Here is a 16865-nt window from a genome sequence, read left to right as displayed (position 1 = left end):
CCGGGTCGGCGTTGTTCTTGGCCTGCTCCAGGTTCTACACGATCACATCCGCAGAATCCACCGGCAGTGTCCGGCGGCCAGCGCGTCGGCGACGGCCGGGTGCGGCACCGGGCGCCGCTCCCCCAGCAACGACACCGGCGCCGCCGTCGCGGTGCCCACGCGGACCAGCCGGGAAGCCTCGGCCATTGTGATCCGGCCCCGGTCAGCGAGCAACTGCGCGACATTCCGATTCCCGAACCGCTTCGCCAGACCATCTGCGCCGAGCGACGGACGAGACCGATGCTCCACCGTCGCTGCCAGCCGGGCCAGGAACGCATCCTGCTGACGACGCGCGGCGAACCCGGCCTCAATCAACCCCACCACCCGGTCATCATTCATCCCCGCCGCCTGCGCATCAGCATCTGCCTCGCCCCCATCCGCATCGGGGCCAGAGGCGATCCCGCACGCACCCTCCCACTCCTCGGCGAAGGTCCCCGTGCCGTTCAACAGCTGCTGCGTTGCGGTCGATGTCATAGCTCTAATTCTCCCACAAGTCGAACAGAACGACTAGGAAACTGCGCCTGGAATCATCGTTTGTCCGTAACAACATTCGAGAAAGTTGAATGGGTCGTGGATGGCGCCGAAAACCTGCTCTTCAGGAAGGCACGGAAGCCGGAGTGAACGTCAGCGGGCGCAGTGAACGGGGTCTCGCCCCTTCGGCAGGCTCAGGCGGGCAGGCTCAGGCGGGCAGACTCAGGCGGGCGCGCGCTCAGGCGGGCCGGCGCGCTCTCAGGAGGGCGGGAGCCCGAGTGAGGCCTTCAGCTGCTCCTCAGCGGACTGGTCGGCACGGGAAGCCGCAAGGTTGGCCTCCGCGATGGCCTGCACGACCTCTTCCCGCTGGATCCGCACCCCGCGCGGCGCCTCAACTCCGATCCGGATGCTGTCGCCGCGCGCGTCGAGAACGGTGATGACGATGTCGTCACCGAGGAGGATCTTCTCTCCCGGTTTGCGCGTGAGAACCAGCATCATCCCAGCCTACGCGACGCCGGGAAGCCGTCGTGTTGCGTCGTGGCCTGGTCGTCTTCCCAGCCGATCGGAGTGCCGATCTCGTTCACGGTCCCAGGAGAGTTGGTACTCGCGCTGCCGACAACGGCCAACGCGTCGATGTGCACGTACGCCTGCATGGCTCGCACCCAGTTCAGAGTGTCGTCTGCCTTGCGGCCGGCATCGACGACGCCCCAGATCTGATCGGCCCCTATCGTCGCGATCGCCTTGGCCCGAGCGCGCACGTCATCCCCAACGCCGGAGCCGAGCCCGAAGGCAACCAACAGCGAGTGCCCGCGCGCGACTCCTGCCGCTCGGCTGGCCAACACGCTCCTGCGGTCCCACGTGGGTTCCAGCCCTGGCCCCTCAAGAGCACCGGCCACTCGGATCTCCGCCGATCCCACGGCGGGCAGCATCGACTGCGCCAGGGTGACCGGGTCGTCATGCAGGCCGATGAGGACGATGAGGTCCCCGGCTCCGGAAAGCGGGTGCGGTGCGGCCAGGGGCGGCAAGGAACTTGTCGATTCGACAGTCCCGAACTCGAACTCGCGGTCATCACCGTGCTCTGGCCCATCCCCGTGCTCCCGCTCGCGCGGAGAAGCGACAGGCGGGAGCCCGGCGCTGAACGTCAACTCGTCCATCAAGGTCGCGAAGTCGGGTGAACTGGTGGACATCGCTTCGGTGCGCGGGCGGGCGTGGATTCGCGCTTCTGCGTCGTCCACCTCCTCGAGGAGGGCGGCGATGCCGAGCCTGGTCGGCAGATCAAGGCGCGAATGCGCCCCCCGGCGACGTTCGTCCGGGTTCGGCCCGATTTCCACCGTGACCTCGTAGTGCTGACGGGCGAAGAAGCCGCGGATGCCGCCGACCGTCACGCGTTCAGCGGCGACGATTCGTGCTTCAGTACCGTGCTCTGCGAGCACTCGGGTCTTCAGGTCGGCCAGATTGGGACCCTCAAGTTGAAATCGCGTCGGTTCCACGCACCACTCCCACCGTCTCAATGCTCACATTTGCCGAGGTGACCTCCTGATACGACAGGACGGGCAAGCCTCCGGCCTGTCCGGAGACCATGCGGCGAATGGCGGGCCGGAGCGTCGGCGCGCAGACGAGAACAGCTGTGTGATCCTGAGCCTCCACCGCGGCGACGGCCGTCCTCAGCGAGTTGAGCACGGCTTCGATCTGCGTCGGCTCGAGCAGGATCTGCATGCCCTGCTCGGACGGACGCATGGCCTCGAGCATCGATTGCTCGAGCACGGGGTCGATCATGATCACCCGCAGAAGGTTTTCGTCCAGGTATTGCGCGGTCAACGCGGGGCCGAGCGCCTGCCGCGCTGCCTCAACCAAGCCCTCTGGGTCCGTCGACACCTTCGCTCGCAACGACAGCGCCTCGTAGATTCGTGGCAGGTCGTTGATCGGGATCTGCTCGACCAGCAGCCCTTGGAGCACCCGCTGCAGTTCGGCGAGCGACAGCATCCCGGGAATGAGTTCGTCGACGGCGGCCGGGTTGACCTGTTTGACGCCCTCGGTGAGAATGCGCACATCCTCCCTGGTCAGCAGCCGTGCCGCGTGGTTCGTGATGATCGAGGAAAGGTGCGTCACGACGACCGAGATCCGGTCGATGACGGTCGCCCCGGTCATTTCAGCGCTGTGGCGCATTTCCGCCGGCACCCATTTGCCGGTCAGTCCGAAGACCGGCTCAACGGTCGCGGCGCCCGGCAGCGCGTCGAGGGCCTCGCCGAGGGCCAACACCTTCCCGCCAGGAGCCAGGCCTCGCCCAGCCTCCACTCCCGCGATACGGATGACATAGGTCGCCGGAGGCAAGTCGACGCTGTCCCTGGTACGCACCGGCGGCACCACGATCCCGAGGTCGAGGGCGATCTTGCGGCGCAGGGCCCGCACTCGTGCCAGCAGATCATCCGACGAACCGGAGACGATATCCACCAGGTCTGGGGCGAGCAGAATCTCGAGTGCGTGCACCCGCATCTGCTCGATCAGATCTTCCGGGGTGTCCGCCCGCGGAGGAGCCGCGACCTTCTCTGCGGCCTGCCCGGCGATATCCGCCGCCTTACCGGCCGCGATTCGCTGGGCGATCAACATCAGGGCCGCCCCGACGATGATGAACGGGATGATCGGCATGCCGGGGATGAGCGACATTCCGATAGCGGCGGCCCCTGCGATCATCAGAGCATTCCTGGATTGGGTGAGCTGAGCGGATGCTGTCGAGCCGATGTCGGATTCCGCGTTCGACCTGGTCACGATCATGCCGGTCGAGACCGCCATCAGGAGGGCAGGGATCTGCGTGACGAGGCCGTCGCCAATAGTCAGCAGAGCGTAGGTGTCGAGCGCTTCGCCGATCTCCATGCCGCGCTGGATCATGCCGATCGCGATCCCACCGACGATGTTGATGATGATGATGATGAGGCCGGCGATGGCGTCACCCTTGACGAACTTCGAGGCGCCGTCCATCGCACCGTAGAAGTCGGCCTCAGCCGAAACCTCCGCGCGCCGTTCCCTGGCCTGCGTGTCGGTGATCAGCCCGGAGTTCAGGTCTGCGTCGATCGCCATCTGCTTGCCGGGCATGGCGTCGAGGGTGAACCTGGCGCCGACCTCAGCAACGCGCTCAGCGCCCTTGGTGACGACGACGAACTGGATGACGACCAGGATCAGAAAGATCACGGCGCCGATGATCATCGACCCGCCGACGGCCACGTGGCCGAACGCCTCGATGACCTGGCCGGCGTAGCCTTCGCCGAGGACGAGGCGCGTCGACGCCACATTCAATCCCAGCCGGAACAGCGTTGCCACCAGCAGCAGAGAGGGGAACACCGAGAAGTCGAGCGGCTTCTTGACGAACATGGTGGTGAGCAGGATCACAAGCGCCAACAGGATGTTGACGATGATCAGCAGGTCGAGAAGGTACGCGGGCACAGGGACGACGAGGAGCAGGATGATGCCGACTACCCCGACCGGGACGGCGAATTGAAAGATTTTGCGACTCACGTCAGTGGCCTCCGGCTGTCATGGAAAGGTCTGTCATGGTGTGAACGCCCCCGGAGCTGCCGCGGGACTTCAGTGCCATCACAAAGGCGAGCACCCGTGCGACGGCGTTGTAGAGTTCGACCGGAATTTCCTGCCCGATCTCGCAGGCAGCGTGCAGCGCCCTCGCGAGTGGAACATCGCGCACAACGGGCACGCGTCCGGACTCCGCCCGTTCCCTGATGCGCACGGCGATGGCGCCTGCGCCCTTCGCGACGACGCGGGGAGCAGATTTGCCCGGTTCGTACTTCAGGGCGACGGCGAAGTGGGTGGGGTTGACCAGGACGACATCAGCGGATCCGACATTCGCGATCATCCGGTTCCTGCTCATGGCCAGTTGCCGCGAGCGGCGTTGCGACTTGATCAAAGGGTCACCGTCGGTGCTCTTGTTCTCGTCTTTGACTTCCTGCTTGGTCATCCTGGTCTTTTTCCGGTTGCGCCGCATGATGACGAACACGTCGGCGACGGCGAGGATCAATCCGGCGGCCACGGCTGATTGCAGCAGCGACGCCGAACTGGCGCCTGCCGCTTCGAGGAGAGCAGCGATCGGCAGCCCTCCAGCGGTCATCAAGACCGGTGCGAGTCCCTGCACCACAACGAAGAGGACCAGGCCGACGACCGCGGTCTTCATCAATGCTTTCGCACCCTGCCAGAGCGCCTGCACGCCGAACGTCCGCTTGGCGCCGGTGACGAGGTTGAACTGCTCGAACTTCCCGGTGAATTTCTTGAAATGGATGCCGCCTTGCGTTGCGGCGCCGAGCAGCACGACGACCAGAACCACCAGAAGGAGGGGGCCGATCGTCGTTGCGATCGATTCCAGTCCGGTGCCGAGCGCTTCGACAGCCAGCGCGGGCTCCGGGTCGGCGGCGAGGGTCTCAAACACGGCAGCCTGCACCCGACCGGCATCGGCGCCGGCCGCGATCGTAGCCGGCAGCATGGCGGCCGCCGCGCCGACACCGAGCCACGCGGTCACATCCTGAGATTTGGAGAGCTGGCCCTTGGACCTGACCTCCTTCATCCGTTTCTGAGTGGCCTGCTCTGTGCGTTCGCCCGAAGGTTCGTCTGGCACCTACCTCACCCCAGTCACGTGGTCGACGGCTTGATCGGTCAGCGAGGAGACGATCTGGGGCAATGCAACGAAAACCATGAATCCGAGAACGACAGTCAGCAGAATCTTCAGTGGAAAGCCCAGAGCGAAGGCATTCAGCGCCGGCGCCACCCTGGTGAGCAAGCCGAGGCCGGCGTCGGCCAAAAACAGGACAACGATCAGCGGACCGGCGATCTGGACGGATGCGACGAACATCTGCGTTACGCCGCCGACCATGACCTCCGCCGAGGCGCCAAGATCGATGCCCTCGCCAATCGGCAACGCTGTGAACGTGCGCATGAGGCCACCGATGATCAACTGGTACCCGCCCGACGCGAAGAGCAAAGCGATGGCCGTCATGTGGAAAAGTCGGGTGAACTGGGCGCCGTTGATCATCGACTGCGGGTCGAAACCCTGCGCGAGCTGGAATCCGCCGAACATGTCGATGAGGTTTCCAGCGGACTGCACAGCAGCGAAGACGAGCATCACCAGAAAGCCAAGCAAGCCACCGACCACGATCTCCGTGACAAGCGCGAGCAGGAAGCCGGCCGTGTCCGGCGACACATACCCGGGGACGACCTGCGGCGATACCGCGAGCGCGAATCCGATCCCGAGCATCGCCTTGATCCGCGCGGGAATGGCGTTATGCGAAAACGGGGGTGCGATCACGAGGAATGCGACCATGCGCACGGCGGCCAACATGGTTGCTTCAAGCCACTCGAAGCCCAGCGTGAGATTCATCTCAGCCCGTACCGAGGAGCGAAGGGATCATCTCGAACATATGGTGAGTGAATGAGACCATCTCCGAGATCATCCAGTGACCGCAGACCAGCAAAGCGATGGCGACGGCTGCCGCCTTCGGCACAAAGGAGAGGGTGACTTCCTGAATCTGCGTGATCGATTGCAGCAATGAAATGGCAAAACCGACGACCAGCGCCGTGATGAGCACCGGTGCCGAGAGTTTGGCCGCGATGAGTAGGCCCTGCAGCCCGATGTCGAGTACCGCGTTGGCGTCCATCAGCCGCCCCGGTAACTGGTGATCAGCGAGGTGATGATCAGGCCCCAGCCGTCGACCAGCACAAAGAGCAGGATCTTGAATGGAAGGGAGATCATCACGGGCGGCAGCATCATCATGCCCATCGACATCAGCGCGGCGGAGACCACGATGTCGATGACGAGGAACGGGATGAAAATGACGAAGCCGATGATGAACGCTGCTCTCAACTCTGAGATCATGAAGGCCGGAATCAGGGTCGTCAGTTCAACGTCTGCGGGGGTTGCGGGGTTCTCTCCTCCGCCGGCCCGTGTCATCAGGGCAATGTCTTCTTCCCTGGTGTGGGCGAGCATGAACGTTCTGAGGGGGTCTGATGCCGCTTCGAGCGCGGCGGTGAAGTCGATCTGCCCGTCGAGGTATGGCGTGACGGCGAGCAAGTTGATGTCAGTCAGCACCGGCGCCATGATGAACAGCGACAGGAACAGGGCCAGACCGGCGAGCACCTGGTTCGGGGGGATCGACGGCAGGGCGAGCGCGTTCCGCGTCATGGCGAGCACGACGAAGATCTTGGTGAACGAGGTCATCATCAGCAGCAGCGCCGGGGCCACAGAAAGGAGCGTGATCCCGATGAGCGTGACGATCGCCGAAGACGGCGAACCGTTCGGTCCGTTGATCTCGACGGTGAGCCCGCCTCCGCCAGGTGCGTTCGGGTCGGTGGGTGGCTGAGGGTCGGTTGGACCGATCGGGTCCTCCGGTGCCGCATACCCGGCTTGCGCACTCAGCATGACGAGTGCGGCGACCATCCCGAGTCCGAGAAGGATCAGGATGCCGGTCCTGGCGGCCCCCGCCAAGCGATTCGAGGATGCCGCTTCGGCGTTCACCGCCCCTGCCGCAGCACGGTTGCCGTCTGCTGCCAGGTCGTCGGAGATAGGATCGAGCCGCCCAACTTGCCTGGTGCGTGTCGTGGGCGTCTCGGGCGGAACGCGAGTGGAGGTTCGATACCGACCTGGTCCCGAGCGGCATCCTGCAATGATGCGGCGAAAGCGGAGGCGGTACTCTCATCGTCCGGCAACACGTTGCTGTGCAAAACGTTCACAGACGCTTCCGTCACGCCGAGAATGAAGCGCGATCCCTCGATGTCGACGACGACGACGGACGCCTTCTGGCCGATCCCCTGTCGGCCGACGACCGTCACGATGTTGGCCGCGGCACGCCGTCCGCCCTTCCGTGCCCATCGCCTCTGCACGTACCAGAGCAGTCCGAGCACGACGGCCAGCGATAGCGCGACCCGTAATGCGATGAAGACGACGTCCATCACACAATGCCCTCTGCAACGTCGAGAATCTTGGTGATCCGGACTGCATAGTCCTGGTCGACGACGACGATTTCACCGTGCGCGATGAGCCGGCCGTTCAGGAGGACGTCAGCGGGAGCTCCAGCCGACCTGTCGAGTTCGATGACCGCCCCGGTCTCCAACGCGAGGACATCGCGGATGGACATGCGGGTGCGGCCGATTTCAACGGTCAGAGCCATTTCGACGTTACTGATCCGACCGAGGTTGTTCGCGACGGAGTCCGAGCTCTGACGCGCCGCTGCGCCGAAGTTTCCGGCCTTTCTGAGGCGGATGGCGAACCAGCCGGCTACGGCGCTTTTGTCACTCAGTTCGAACACTGCGGTGTCCGGGTCGGCGAAGAGGGCTTCCGCGTCTTCGATGCGTGTGTCGCCGAGTACTCCGGCCCCGAGCACGGCGGTGGCAGCTTCGAGGGCTGGTTTCAGCACGTCGGCACTGGACACGAGAGGGGACTCCGTGCCGGCAGCTGCCCGCAGTATGCTCTCGTCGCGCACGACGACGGCGATGTCAGCGGACGACGAACCGACGAATGACGCGACAACGGCGGTACTGACGTGCTCCGCTCCCACGGCGGCGCTTGGCTTGGCCTTCAAAACGATGGCCGTTGGAAGCACCTGGACAAGCGCTTCAACGGCCTCGACGGGGAGAGTCTTGATCTGTGCAGGCATTACGGGGTCTCCTCGATGATGGTCTTTTCGTTCGGACAGACGACGCTGTTTGTGATGACGCAGGCCAGGCGAGAGCCGTTGGCACCCAGCGCGGCCTGAGCCAGAGATTGTCCCCCGACGGCGACATCAAGGGGACGGTGCTGCGGATGCGGGATCGGCAGGACGTCGCCGACGGCGAGATCGAGGATCGCTCTTGGCAGCACCATTGCCGGGGCAAGCTGGATGGATACCTCGACCGGCGCCCAGGCCACCTGGGCCTGAACCAGTTCCCGTGCATTGGCCGTGACGACCACGGGGTTTGCTTCACCCAATTGCGGCAGCAGAACATCAACGGGTATTGCGACGGTGGCCATTCCCGTTGCCTCGCCAACCCTCATGGCGAATGTGGCCACGATCATGAGGTCTGAGGTCGCGGCGGCCTGCGCGAATTGAGAGTTGTACTGAATCGCATTGACGGTGATGGGGACGACCAGGACCGTGCCGAGCGAGTACTTGAGATCTTCGAGGGCATCGTCCATCAGCTGCCGGACCAGGGCCTCCTCGATCTGGGTGAACTTTCGTTCGAGGGTGACCGCTGCACCGTTCCCGCCGAGCATGTAGTTCACCCAGGAGAGCGCGGACGACGTCGGGAACTGCAGGACGGCCTTTGCCTGCGATCCATCGAGGGTGCACAGCACCATGGCCGTTGTCGCTGGCAAGGACGCGGCGTACTCGTCATAGGTCTGCATGACGACGTGTTCGCAGGAGACGAGTGACACGACGCGGACCTTTGCGGTGAGCTGGGTGCCCCACTGCCTGGCAAAAGTTTCGAAGGCCAGTTCAAGCACTCTGGAGTGCTCGCGTGCCAAAGTGGTCGGCCGGCGGAAGTCATAGACTTCGATGGGCTTGGCCGATTTTGGGGGTGCACCAATGGTGCTGTGTTCCTGGACCTTCACATTCGGCACTATCGGCAGGCGGAACGGGGATGTTAGCCGGACTGGTCCACCCAGATCCCTAGTTGGGTGGCTCGTCGGCGACTATTGAAGGGATCAGGTTGCGCACATTCTCTGCTTCGTCGGAGAGTACAACGACGTCGACACGACGGTTCTTCGCCATGTCCGCCAGCGAAGAGCCGCTGGCGATCGGTCTGGCCGCACCGTAGCCCACTGCCCCTATGCGATCTGCGGCGACACCTCCGCCGTCGACCAGATGGCGCAGAACCCGTGCTGCTCGCCCTGCCGAGAGCTCCCAATCCGTTGGGAAATTCACCGTCTGCCCGTGATGATCGGCGTGTCCCTCGACGGAAACTTCTCGAGCGGTCGGAGCGAGTACAACGCTGATGGAGTCAAGAACGGCCTTGGCCATCTCGCTGAGGTCGGCCCTGTCCGGGGCGAAGTACGTCGCTGAGCCGACCAGTCCGACGGTGAGTCCCCGCTCGTCGAAGGTGAACTCAACCGTCTGAGAGAGACCGCGCTCGTGCAGGTTGGCGTCGATCGAATCTCTGAGAGCTTCGAGGTCGTCCAGCTCGAGCTCGGCGAGTTCGACGGCGCTGTACCCAGGGCCCTCAGGTTCGGCGATGGGAGGGAGCAGAACTGGTTCGACCAGTACAGCCTGCGCGGATGGCGCCCCGTCAACGATGCCAAATCCGGTGGCCAGGGATTGCCGCAAGGCTTCGAACTTCGCCTCATCGATGGAGGACATGGCGAACAGCACGATGAACATGCACATGAGTACAGTGACCATGTCCATATACGACGCCATCCAGCGTTCGTCTGGGTGTTCTTCGCCGCCGTCGTTGTTGAAGTTCCGACGACGAGGCCGAGGGCTCACGCCGCCTCTTTGATCGCCTCGGCCGGCAGCATGGCACGCAGTCGCTCACCGAGTAGTCTGGGCTGGCTTCCGGCTTGGATCGCCAGGACGCCTTCCATGAGAAGAATCATCCGCTCTGTCTCGAGTTCCGCCAGTCGACGCAGTCTGGCGCCGATCGGAAGCCACAAGAAGTTGGCGCTCAGCAACCCCCAGAGCGTCGCGACGAACGCGGTTGCGATCATCGGCCCGAGTTTTTCCGGCGAGCTGAGGTTCTCCAGCACATGGGTAAGCGAAACCACCGTGCCGATAATCCCGATCGTCGGAGCGTATCCGCCCATGCTCGTGTAGAACTTTGCGGCGTTTCGCTCCGTGCTCGCCTTCGTTGCGATTTCATCCTCAAGCAGGATGCGCAGTTCATCGCCGTCCGTGCCGTCTGCGATGTTTTGGAGTGCACGGCGCATGAACGGGTCTTCGATATCTTCGGCGGCCTGGTCCAGCGCGAGTAGTCCGTCGCGTCTGGCCGTCTCGGCCAGGGTCACGACCTGCTCGACGATCTCCGCAGGCGGAGTGCGCTTGCCGGTGAAGGCGCGCGGCAACGATTTCACAGCAACGAGGGCGTCGCGCAGGGTTCCCCCTGCAATGCCGACAGCGATCGTCGCACCGAAGACCAACAGCATCGGCGCCGGAAGCAGAATCGACGTGACATGGGCACCCTCGAGGGTGATCATGGCGAACAGTGCTCCGAAAGCGAGCAACAGTCCGATCAGGGTGGCGGGATCCATTAGGTATTCCTCGGGTGAATGGGGTGAACAGTGACCGGTAGATCGCGAGCCAGCGAGAGAACCTGCGCGCGATACGCGGCGATTTTCTCAATGACTTCCGCCATGGACTCCGTGACGATGTACTTTGCGCCATCGACCATGACCAACGTGGTGTCTGGGCTGGCGTGGATCCGTTCGATGAGATCGGGGTTGACTGCAAATTGGCTGTCGTTCAGCCGTGTCACAACGATCATCGAGTCGTCCCCTGTTCAAGCGGCTCTGCCAGCCGTCGACCGGTACTGTCGGCCAGTCAGGCCGCCCGGTAAGGAAGCGACCGGGTGGCCTGACGACTCGAGGTGACTATCGCTTCAAGTTGGTGAGCTCCTGCAGAATCTCGTCTGACGTGGTGATGATGCGGGCGTTCGCCTGGAAACCGCGCTGAGCGATGATCAGATTGGTGAACTCCTGAGAGAGGTCGACGTTCGACATCTCCAGGCTGCCGCTCGACAGCGAGCCGAACCCGCCGGTGTTGGCGGTACCGAGTTCCGCGACTCCGGAGTTGAACGTCGCGAGGTAAGAAGATCCGCCGGTCTTTTCGAGGCCGCCGGGGTTGGCGAACGTCGCCAACGCGACGCGACCGAGCGCCTCGGACGTACCGTTGCTGTACGACCCGACGAGGGTGCCGTCCTTCGCCATGCTGAATCCTTCCAGCACGCCGGCGTCGCGGCCGTTCTGACTCACGAACTCGAGGGTGGAGAGTTCGGCGTACCCCGTGAGCGACGCCACGTCGACGGTGATGGCGCCCGCAGTCAAAGGCGCCGTTGTGGTGAGCGACCCGTCCGCGGCGAATGTGATCGGTCCGATGTCGGTTGCCCCCTCGAACACATCCCATTCGCCGGCGTTTGCAGTCTTCGTGAACGTCAGTTCGAGCATGCTCGCGGTTCCGGCAGCATCGTAGACCTGGATGTCCTTGACGATCGTGTCCCCCACTGCGGCATCGTAGGGCAGGTTACCGCCGAGCGCGGCGTTGTCGGTGGCTTTCGCCGGCGCGACGGCATCGAGCGGGAGGGAGATGTTGCCGATCGTTCCCATCCCGTTGATCTCCCCATTGACGGCGTTCCAGCCCTGCACGATAGCGCCGTCCGCCGTCACCAGCCGGCCGTCGGCGTCGAAGTCGAAGGAACCGGCACGGGTGTAGCGGGTCTCCCCTGCCAGGCTGGTGACGAAGAAACCGTCGCCGTTGATCATCATGTCGGTCGCGCGACCGGTGGACTGTGCTGACCCCTGCACGAAGTTGGTCGAGATTCCGGCAACCTGCACGCCGAGGCCGACCTGGGCCGGGTTGGCGCCACCGATTCCGCCTTGTGGGGCAGCGGCGCCCTGCGACATCTGGGACAGTGTGTCTTGGAACCGCACCGCTGAACCTTTGAAGGCTGTGGTATTCACGTTGGCGATGTTGTTGCCGGTCACGTCAAGCATGGTCTGGTGGGAGCGGAGCCCGGAGATTCCGGAGTAAAGAGCACGAAGCATGGTTCTGCCTTTCGGTTGGAGGGATAGTACTAGCTGTTGGTGGGAGCTGTGGGCGTGGTCGGGTCGGTCGTGTTAGGCGGTGTGGTGACGCCTGAGATCGCGTCAAGAGGGATGTCTTCCTCACCGACAGTGACCATGGGCACCGGCCCCGCATAGGAGACCGAGGTGGCGATTCCGGTGACCGTGATGTCGTCCGGGCCCGTGTAGCTGACCTCCTGGCCGACGAGGGAAGCTGCTGCCATGCGCATTTGGAGGGAGAAGTTCTCGTTGCTGGTCATCGACATCTCGGTGAGCTTTTCCATCATGGCGAGCTGCGTCGTCTGAGAGATCATCTGATTGGTGTCCATGGGGGAACTCGGGTCCTGGTTGCGAAGCTGAGTCACCAGCAGCGACATGAAAACCTCGGAGTCCATGGTCTGTTTCGGCACCCTGGTAGGCGCCGTCGAGTACATCCCGGTCGGATTGGTGGCGACTGCGTCGATTGGCATAGTTCGTTTCTCCTCTTCGGCGGTGACGGTGTTCAGACGAGGACGTCGAGCGTCGACGCCGTCCCTGATGTGATAGTTCTGGAGGCATCCTGCACAGCAGGTTCTGGCGGGTGGCCTTCTGACGGGCCCTGTGTGTCGGCCGGCGTCCTGCCTTGCCGTTCGGTGCCAGGATCCGATGGGGTGTTCTGCGAGGACAGGCTGAGGTTGGCGTTCATTCCGGATCCGGCGAGATCGCGGCGCAGATCGGAGAGGATCGCTCTCAGCGCCTCACGCCCCACATCGTTTGGGGCGAACAACTCGACTCTGAACCCATCGGCGCCCAGGTGCGCGCGCACAGTTACAGGGCCGAGATTGTCTGGCGCGACGCTGATGGTCATCATGTGCTCGCCGGGCTTTGCGCCGGCGAGAGTGAAGATTGGTCCGGCAATCTGGGGTGTGAGCGGCAGCGATGCGGGAGGCGTGTGGTGCACGACCTGTGGAGCCGGCGTCGCAACGGTGGCCGCGACTTGGACGGAGGCGTTCTGCACGGGAACGGGCATGCCGCTTGAGCGGTCGTTTGAGCGGTCGGAGATGCCGAGCGCGGCCGGAATCGGTGTGCTGTTCTCTGCTGGGGCCACGGCGGTGGTTGCAGCAGTAGCGGCGGCGGCGGTGTGCGCGATTGGGACGGACGATGCGAACTGAGGCGAAGCAGAGGGTCCCGGGTTGGGCGCAGAAGTGGTTGCGGCTGCGGTGGCGGCTGCAGTGGCGGTAGCAGAACGTTCCGCCGATGCCGCTGGCGTCTTTGCGACGGGGGTCGGCTCAGCCTTCATAGCGTTGCTCGGCGGAAGGGTCGCCTGGGCCTGGGCCATACCTTGCGACTGAGCAGTGTTTTGCGACTGAGCAGTTGTTTGTGGCTGGGTGGCCAGTGTCGCTGCCGGAGGTCCCGATTGCGTCGTTGGCTGAATATTCGCCTGAGCCGAGGCCATCCCGGCGTGTGCGCCCGTGGAGTCCAATGATGCTGTATTCGTCGGCACAGCACCTGTCGGCACGGAACCTGTCGGCACCGCACCAGTCGCCACCGCCGTTGTCTGCACGGTCGTGCGCGGCACTCCGACTTCCAAAGCAATGGCGGCAGTACCACCGGCGCCGTTCGCCGGCGTGGGCACGGCCGCGCCGGCAGCCCCCGACCCTGCAACCGCCGTGCCTGCAACCGCCGTGCCTGCCGTGGTGTTCAGTGACGTTCCAACGGCTGCGACGTTCACCGTGGCTACCGCTGCTGGCGCAGCGGCGTTCGTGCCAGCAACGGCTGTGTGCGGCGGGAGGGGCTCCACTCCGGTTACCACTGGCTGGGTCACACCAGGCTCAGCGGCGTCGGGAGGAAGAACGTCAGCCGGAACAACATCAGTCGGAACGGCTGCGATGGCTGTCCCCGCCGAGCCGGTGTCGCATGATGCGACGGCCTGTGCTGCAGGAGAAAATCCTGTGGGAGCCGATTCGGAACCCATCGCGAACGACGGTCGTGTCGGATCCGCGGCAGCACCTGCCGGCCCGCGCCCGGAAGCAGCGCCCTGGTGCTCGTCGAGCACTTCGACCATGACTGCAGCGAATATTCCAGCTGCCTGGGCATCGCCGGAGCGGCGAACCACCCCGACCGCGGGCGTCGTCAATGCGAGAACTCCGAGCGAACTGTTCATCGCGCCACTCCCCCGTTGAAGCGAGCCAATGCCGCTGTCAGGACATCCGAGCTCGCGCCGAGATTCCCGAAACCACTGCCGCCAAAGCCACTGCCGCCCAATGCGCTGCCGCCCAAACCGGTGCCGCCGAGAATTGAAGACATCCTTGCGGCAGTGCTCGCTGCCGTGCTGCCTTCCGGGATCACCCGGCGGATCGTTACGATGTCGGCATCCGTCATATATGCGTTGACCAGGCTGACCGTCCTACCCTCGTACGGCGCGTGGATGACCTTGTTGTCTCCCGCGTAGATCAGAATGTGATCTCCTCCGGCTGTGACGATCAGATCACCAGGCTGCGCCTCGGCGAGCGAACCCACCTCGGTGCCGATGGTCATCTGACCAGAGACCAGCCGGGGAACCTCGATGCCGAGATCGGCATATACCCGCTGCACCAGGCCGGAGCAGTCCATTCCGCTGCTGTCTTCGCCCCCGAAGACGTAGGGAACGCCGAGATACTTCTTGGCTGCGGCGACCACGTCGGTTCCGCTCGCTCCACCGGGATTGGTCACGCCGGCATCCGGAATGCCGACGGTACCGACGTTGGCAAGCGCCTCAGCGAAGGCTCCGGCCGTCTTCGTGTCGGTGGCGATCACGGGCGGCTTGGGGTCTGCCATTCGGAGCAGAGTCGTTTGAATCTGCTCGATTCTCCCCAGTGCGTCGGTCATCGTCATTGCGGCGTCCCTTTCCGTTCGCGATGCCACGCGGTCGAGGCGATCTCATCGAGGACTATCTGTTCGGCGTGCAGGTCCTCGTTCACGACCGCCGCCGAATGACGGTCCTCCAGCTTCTCCAGAGCGCGTGACGTACGCAGGGCCGCGCTGAAGGCCAACTGGGCGTCGTGGGCGTTTGCCTCGTGCCGGCGCCCGAGGGAGTCGAGGTCGGAGATCATGCTTCGAGCAGATGCCCGCGCGGCCGCGATCGCGTAGATGGCTTCCGTGCTCGTCGCTTCGGTCGGTGTCCCGCCGAGTGCCCGGCGAACCCCGGATCGGCGGGCACTGTTCTCGCTCGCGCGGGCCAGAGCCTGAGCAAGTTCGCTTGCAGCCTGATCTTTTTGCAGCTGGCGGAGGCGGAGCAGCCCGGCCAACGCGAATGCACGCCCCATCAGTGACCGCCTCGCATGCCGGGCAACGCGACCAGCCGACTCAGCCGGTCCCAGGACTCTGCGGCTGGTGTCTGGTCGTCCATGCGCTGTCTCAGAAAAGAGTTGATTGCGCCATCGTGGTCGACGGCCGCATCCACTAAGGGATTGGTCCCCGGCTGATAGGCGCCAACATCGAGAAGGTCTTTCGCCGAGGCGCGCGCGGCGAGCACGGTTCGGAGGAAGTTGGCGAGGGCGGTCCGCTCCGGCGGGTTCACTCTGGAAGCGACCCGGGAGATCGATCCGAGAACGTCGATCGAGGGGAAATGCCCGACGATGGCGAGCTTCCGGTCGAGCACCACGTGTCCGTCGAGAATGGAGCGGGCGGAATCGGCGATCGGTTCGTTGTGGTCGTCACCGTCGACGAGCACCGTGTACACGCCCGTCACCGAACCGGTCCGCCCGGTGCCCGCGCGCTCGAGTAATTGCGCGAGCACGGAGAAGGTCGACGGCGGGTATCCCCGTGTTGCGGGCGGCTCCCCCACCGACAGCCCGATCTCCCGCTGCGCCATGGCAACGCGGGTGAGCGAATCCATCATCAGCATCACGTCGGCGCCGGCATCCCGGAAGGATTCCGCGATCCTGGTGGCGACGAAGGCCGCGCGCATCCGCATCAGCGCCGGTTCATCCGAGGTCGAGACCACGACAATGGAGCGGGCCAGGCCCTCTGGGCCGAGGTCGTCTTCGAGAAATTCGCGCACTTCGCGGCCGCGCTCGCCGACGAGGGCGATGACGGACACCTGCGCATCCGTGCCCCTGGCAATCATCGACAACAGCGAAGACTTACCGACCCCTGAACCGGCGAACAGCCCGAGTCGCTGCCCTTTTCCGACTGTGGTGAGCGTGTCGAGGGCTCGGACTCCGAGTTGCAATGCTGTGTCGATGCGGGCGCGGTGCATGGCCGATGGCGTTTCGTTGTGCAGCGGCACCATCGTGTCGATGTCGAGGGGTCCCTTGCCGTCGATCGGGCGCCCCAGCCCGTCCAGAACCCGGCCGAGCAGCCCACCGCCGGTTGGAACCAGCAGGGGTGCACCGGACGAACGCGCCGGCGCCCCGACGTTGACACCGGTCAGGCGTCCGAGTGGCATGCACCGGAGCCCCTCCCGCGTTGTGGCGACGACCTCGGCATCGATGCGGGGGTCGTCACCGATCGAGATGAGATCGCCGATAGCGGCGCGAACGCCGCTCACCTCGACTCCGAGGCCCACAATCGACGTCACGACGCCGACGCGCTCCGGGCGGGCGGCGGCACGCGCGGAGTCGAGTCGCAGCCGCATGCGGCTTCCCGTCAT

Annotated in this window: 20 protein-coding genes; all 20 read right to left on the bottom strand. The window is 64.5% G+C overall.

Translation table 11 applies throughout. The features are described from left to right. Positions 1-42 precede the first annotated feature (42 nt). Complete coding sequence (locus K323_RS29995) at positions 43-513, bottom strand: hypothetical protein (RefSeq protein ID WP_022883860.1); 471 nt, start codon at positions 511-513, stop codon at positions 43-45. Positions 514-768: 255 nt separating this feature from the next. Then, positions 769-1005: a carbon storage regulator CsrA gene (gene csrA, locus K323_RS0103275; RefSeq protein ID WP_022883859.1), complete on the bottom strand. Its 237-nt coding sequence runs from the start codon at positions 1003-1005 to the stop codon at positions 769-771. Then, entirely contained in the window at positions 1005-2000 is a 996-nt protein-coding gene (locus tag K323_RS0103270) for a hypothetical protein (RefSeq protein WP_157509327.1), read from the bottom strand. Before K323_RS0103270 ends, csrA begins: the two co-directional genes overlap by 1 nt. Continuing rightward, positions 1975-4020, bottom strand: coding sequence for a flagellar biosynthesis protein FlhA (locus K323_RS0103265; protein WP_022883857.1), 2046 nt, complete (start codon positions 4018-4020; stop codon positions 1975-1977). The genes K323_RS0103270 and K323_RS0103265 overlap by 26 nt, the downstream gene beginning before the upstream one ends. A gap of 1 nt (position 4021) precedes the next feature. Continuing rightward, positions 4022-5125 carry an EscU/YscU/HrcU family type III secretion system export apparatus switch protein gene (locus K323_RS0103260; protein WP_022883856.1) on the bottom strand — a complete coding sequence of 368 codons (1104 nt, stop codon included), beginning with the start codon at positions 5123-5125 and terminating at the stop codon, positions 4022-4024. Continuing rightward, a complete protein-coding gene (locus K323_RS0103255; RefSeq protein WP_022883855.1) occupies positions 5126-5884 on the bottom strand; it encodes a flagellar biosynthetic protein FliR in 759 nt (252 codons plus the stop codon). 1 nt (position 5885) lies between these two features. Beyond that, positions 5886-6161, bottom strand: coding sequence for a flagellar biosynthesis protein FliQ (gene fliQ, locus K323_RS0103250; protein ID WP_022883854.1), 276 nt, complete (start codon positions 6159-6161; stop codon positions 5886-5888). After that, a complete protein-coding gene (fliP, locus tag K323_RS0103245) occupies positions 6161-6940 on the bottom strand; it encodes a flagellar type III secretion system pore protein FliP (protein WP_084697014.1) in 780 nt (259 codons plus the stop codon). The genes fliQ and fliP overlap by 1 nt, the downstream gene beginning before the upstream one ends. Before the next feature lie 74 nt (positions 6941-7014). Next, positions 7015-7452, bottom strand: coding sequence for a FliO/MopB family protein (locus K323_RS24035; protein ID WP_022883852.1), 438 nt, complete (start codon positions 7450-7452; stop codon positions 7015-7017). Beyond that, entirely contained in the window at positions 7452-8156 is a 705-nt protein-coding gene (gene fliN / locus K323_RS0103235) for a flagellar motor switch protein FliN (protein ID WP_022883851.1), read from the bottom strand. The genes K323_RS24035 and fliN overlap by 1 nt, the downstream gene beginning before the upstream one ends. Next, positions 8156-9091, bottom strand: coding sequence for a flagellar motor switch protein FliM (locus K323_RS24030; RefSeq protein WP_022883850.1), 936 nt, complete (start codon positions 9089-9091; stop codon positions 8156-8158). The genes fliN and K323_RS24030 overlap by 1 nt, the downstream gene beginning before the upstream one ends. Positions 9092-9149: 58 nt before the next feature. Beyond that, positions 9150-9965 (bottom strand): OmpA/MotB family protein, encoded by an 816-nt coding sequence (locus K323_RS0103225; protein WP_026851166.1) that lies wholly within the window; start codon positions 9963-9965, stop codon positions 9150-9152. Next, on the bottom strand, positions 9962-10726 hold the full coding sequence (locus K323_RS24025) for a motility protein A (protein WP_022883848.1): 765 nt from the start codon (positions 10724-10726) through the stop codon (positions 9962-9964). Before K323_RS24025 ends, K323_RS0103225 begins: the two co-directional genes overlap by 4 nt. Then, positions 10726-10959 (bottom strand): flagellar FlbD family protein, encoded by a 234-nt coding sequence (locus K323_RS0103215; RefSeq protein ID WP_022883847.1) that lies wholly within the window; start codon positions 10957-10959, stop codon positions 10726-10728. Before K323_RS0103215 ends, K323_RS24025 begins: the two co-directional genes overlap by 1 nt. Before the next feature lie 106 nt (positions 10960-11065). Next, positions 11066-12235, bottom strand: coding sequence for a flagellar hook protein FlgE (locus K323_RS0103210; RefSeq protein WP_022883846.1), 1170 nt, complete (start codon positions 12233-12235; stop codon positions 11066-11068). A 29-nt stretch (positions 12236-12264) separates the two neighbouring features. After that, positions 12265-12723: a flagellar hook assembly protein FlgD gene (locus tag K323_RS0103205; protein ID WP_022883845.1), complete on the bottom strand. Its 459-nt coding sequence runs from the start codon at positions 12721-12723 to the stop codon at positions 12265-12267. 32 nt (positions 12724-12755) lie between these two features. Further along, positions 12756-14396, bottom strand: coding sequence for a flagellar hook-length control protein FliK (locus tag K323_RS0103200; RefSeq protein WP_022883844.1), 1641 nt, complete (start codon positions 14394-14396; stop codon positions 12756-12758). After that, positions 14393-15106, bottom strand: coding sequence for a C40 family peptidase (locus tag K323_RS24020; protein ID WP_051147173.1), 714 nt, complete (start codon positions 15104-15106; stop codon positions 14393-14395). The genes K323_RS0103200 and K323_RS24020 overlap by 4 nt, the downstream gene beginning before the upstream one ends. After that, a complete protein-coding gene (locus K323_RS0103190; protein ID WP_026851165.1) occupies positions 15103-15537 on the bottom strand; it encodes a flagellar export protein FliJ in 435 nt (144 codons plus the stop codon). Before K323_RS0103190 ends, K323_RS24020 begins: the two co-directional genes overlap by 4 nt. After that, the gene (locus tag K323_RS0103185) at positions 15537-16865 is read right to left on the bottom strand and encodes a FliI/YscN family ATPase (protein ID WP_084696996.1); all 1329 of its coding nucleotides are present in this window, start codon (positions 16863-16865) and stop codon (positions 15537-15539) included. Before K323_RS0103185 ends, K323_RS0103190 begins: the two co-directional genes overlap by 1 nt.

Source organism: Glaciibacter superstes DSM 21135 (genome assembly GCF_000421145.1).
GTDB classification, from domain to species: Bacteria; Actinomycetota; Actinomycetes; order Actinomycetales; family Microbacteriaceae; genus Cryobacterium; species Cryobacterium superstes.
The sequence above is the reverse complement of the archived record's forward strand: the minus strand, read 5'-3'. Positions and strand labels throughout refer to the sequence as shown.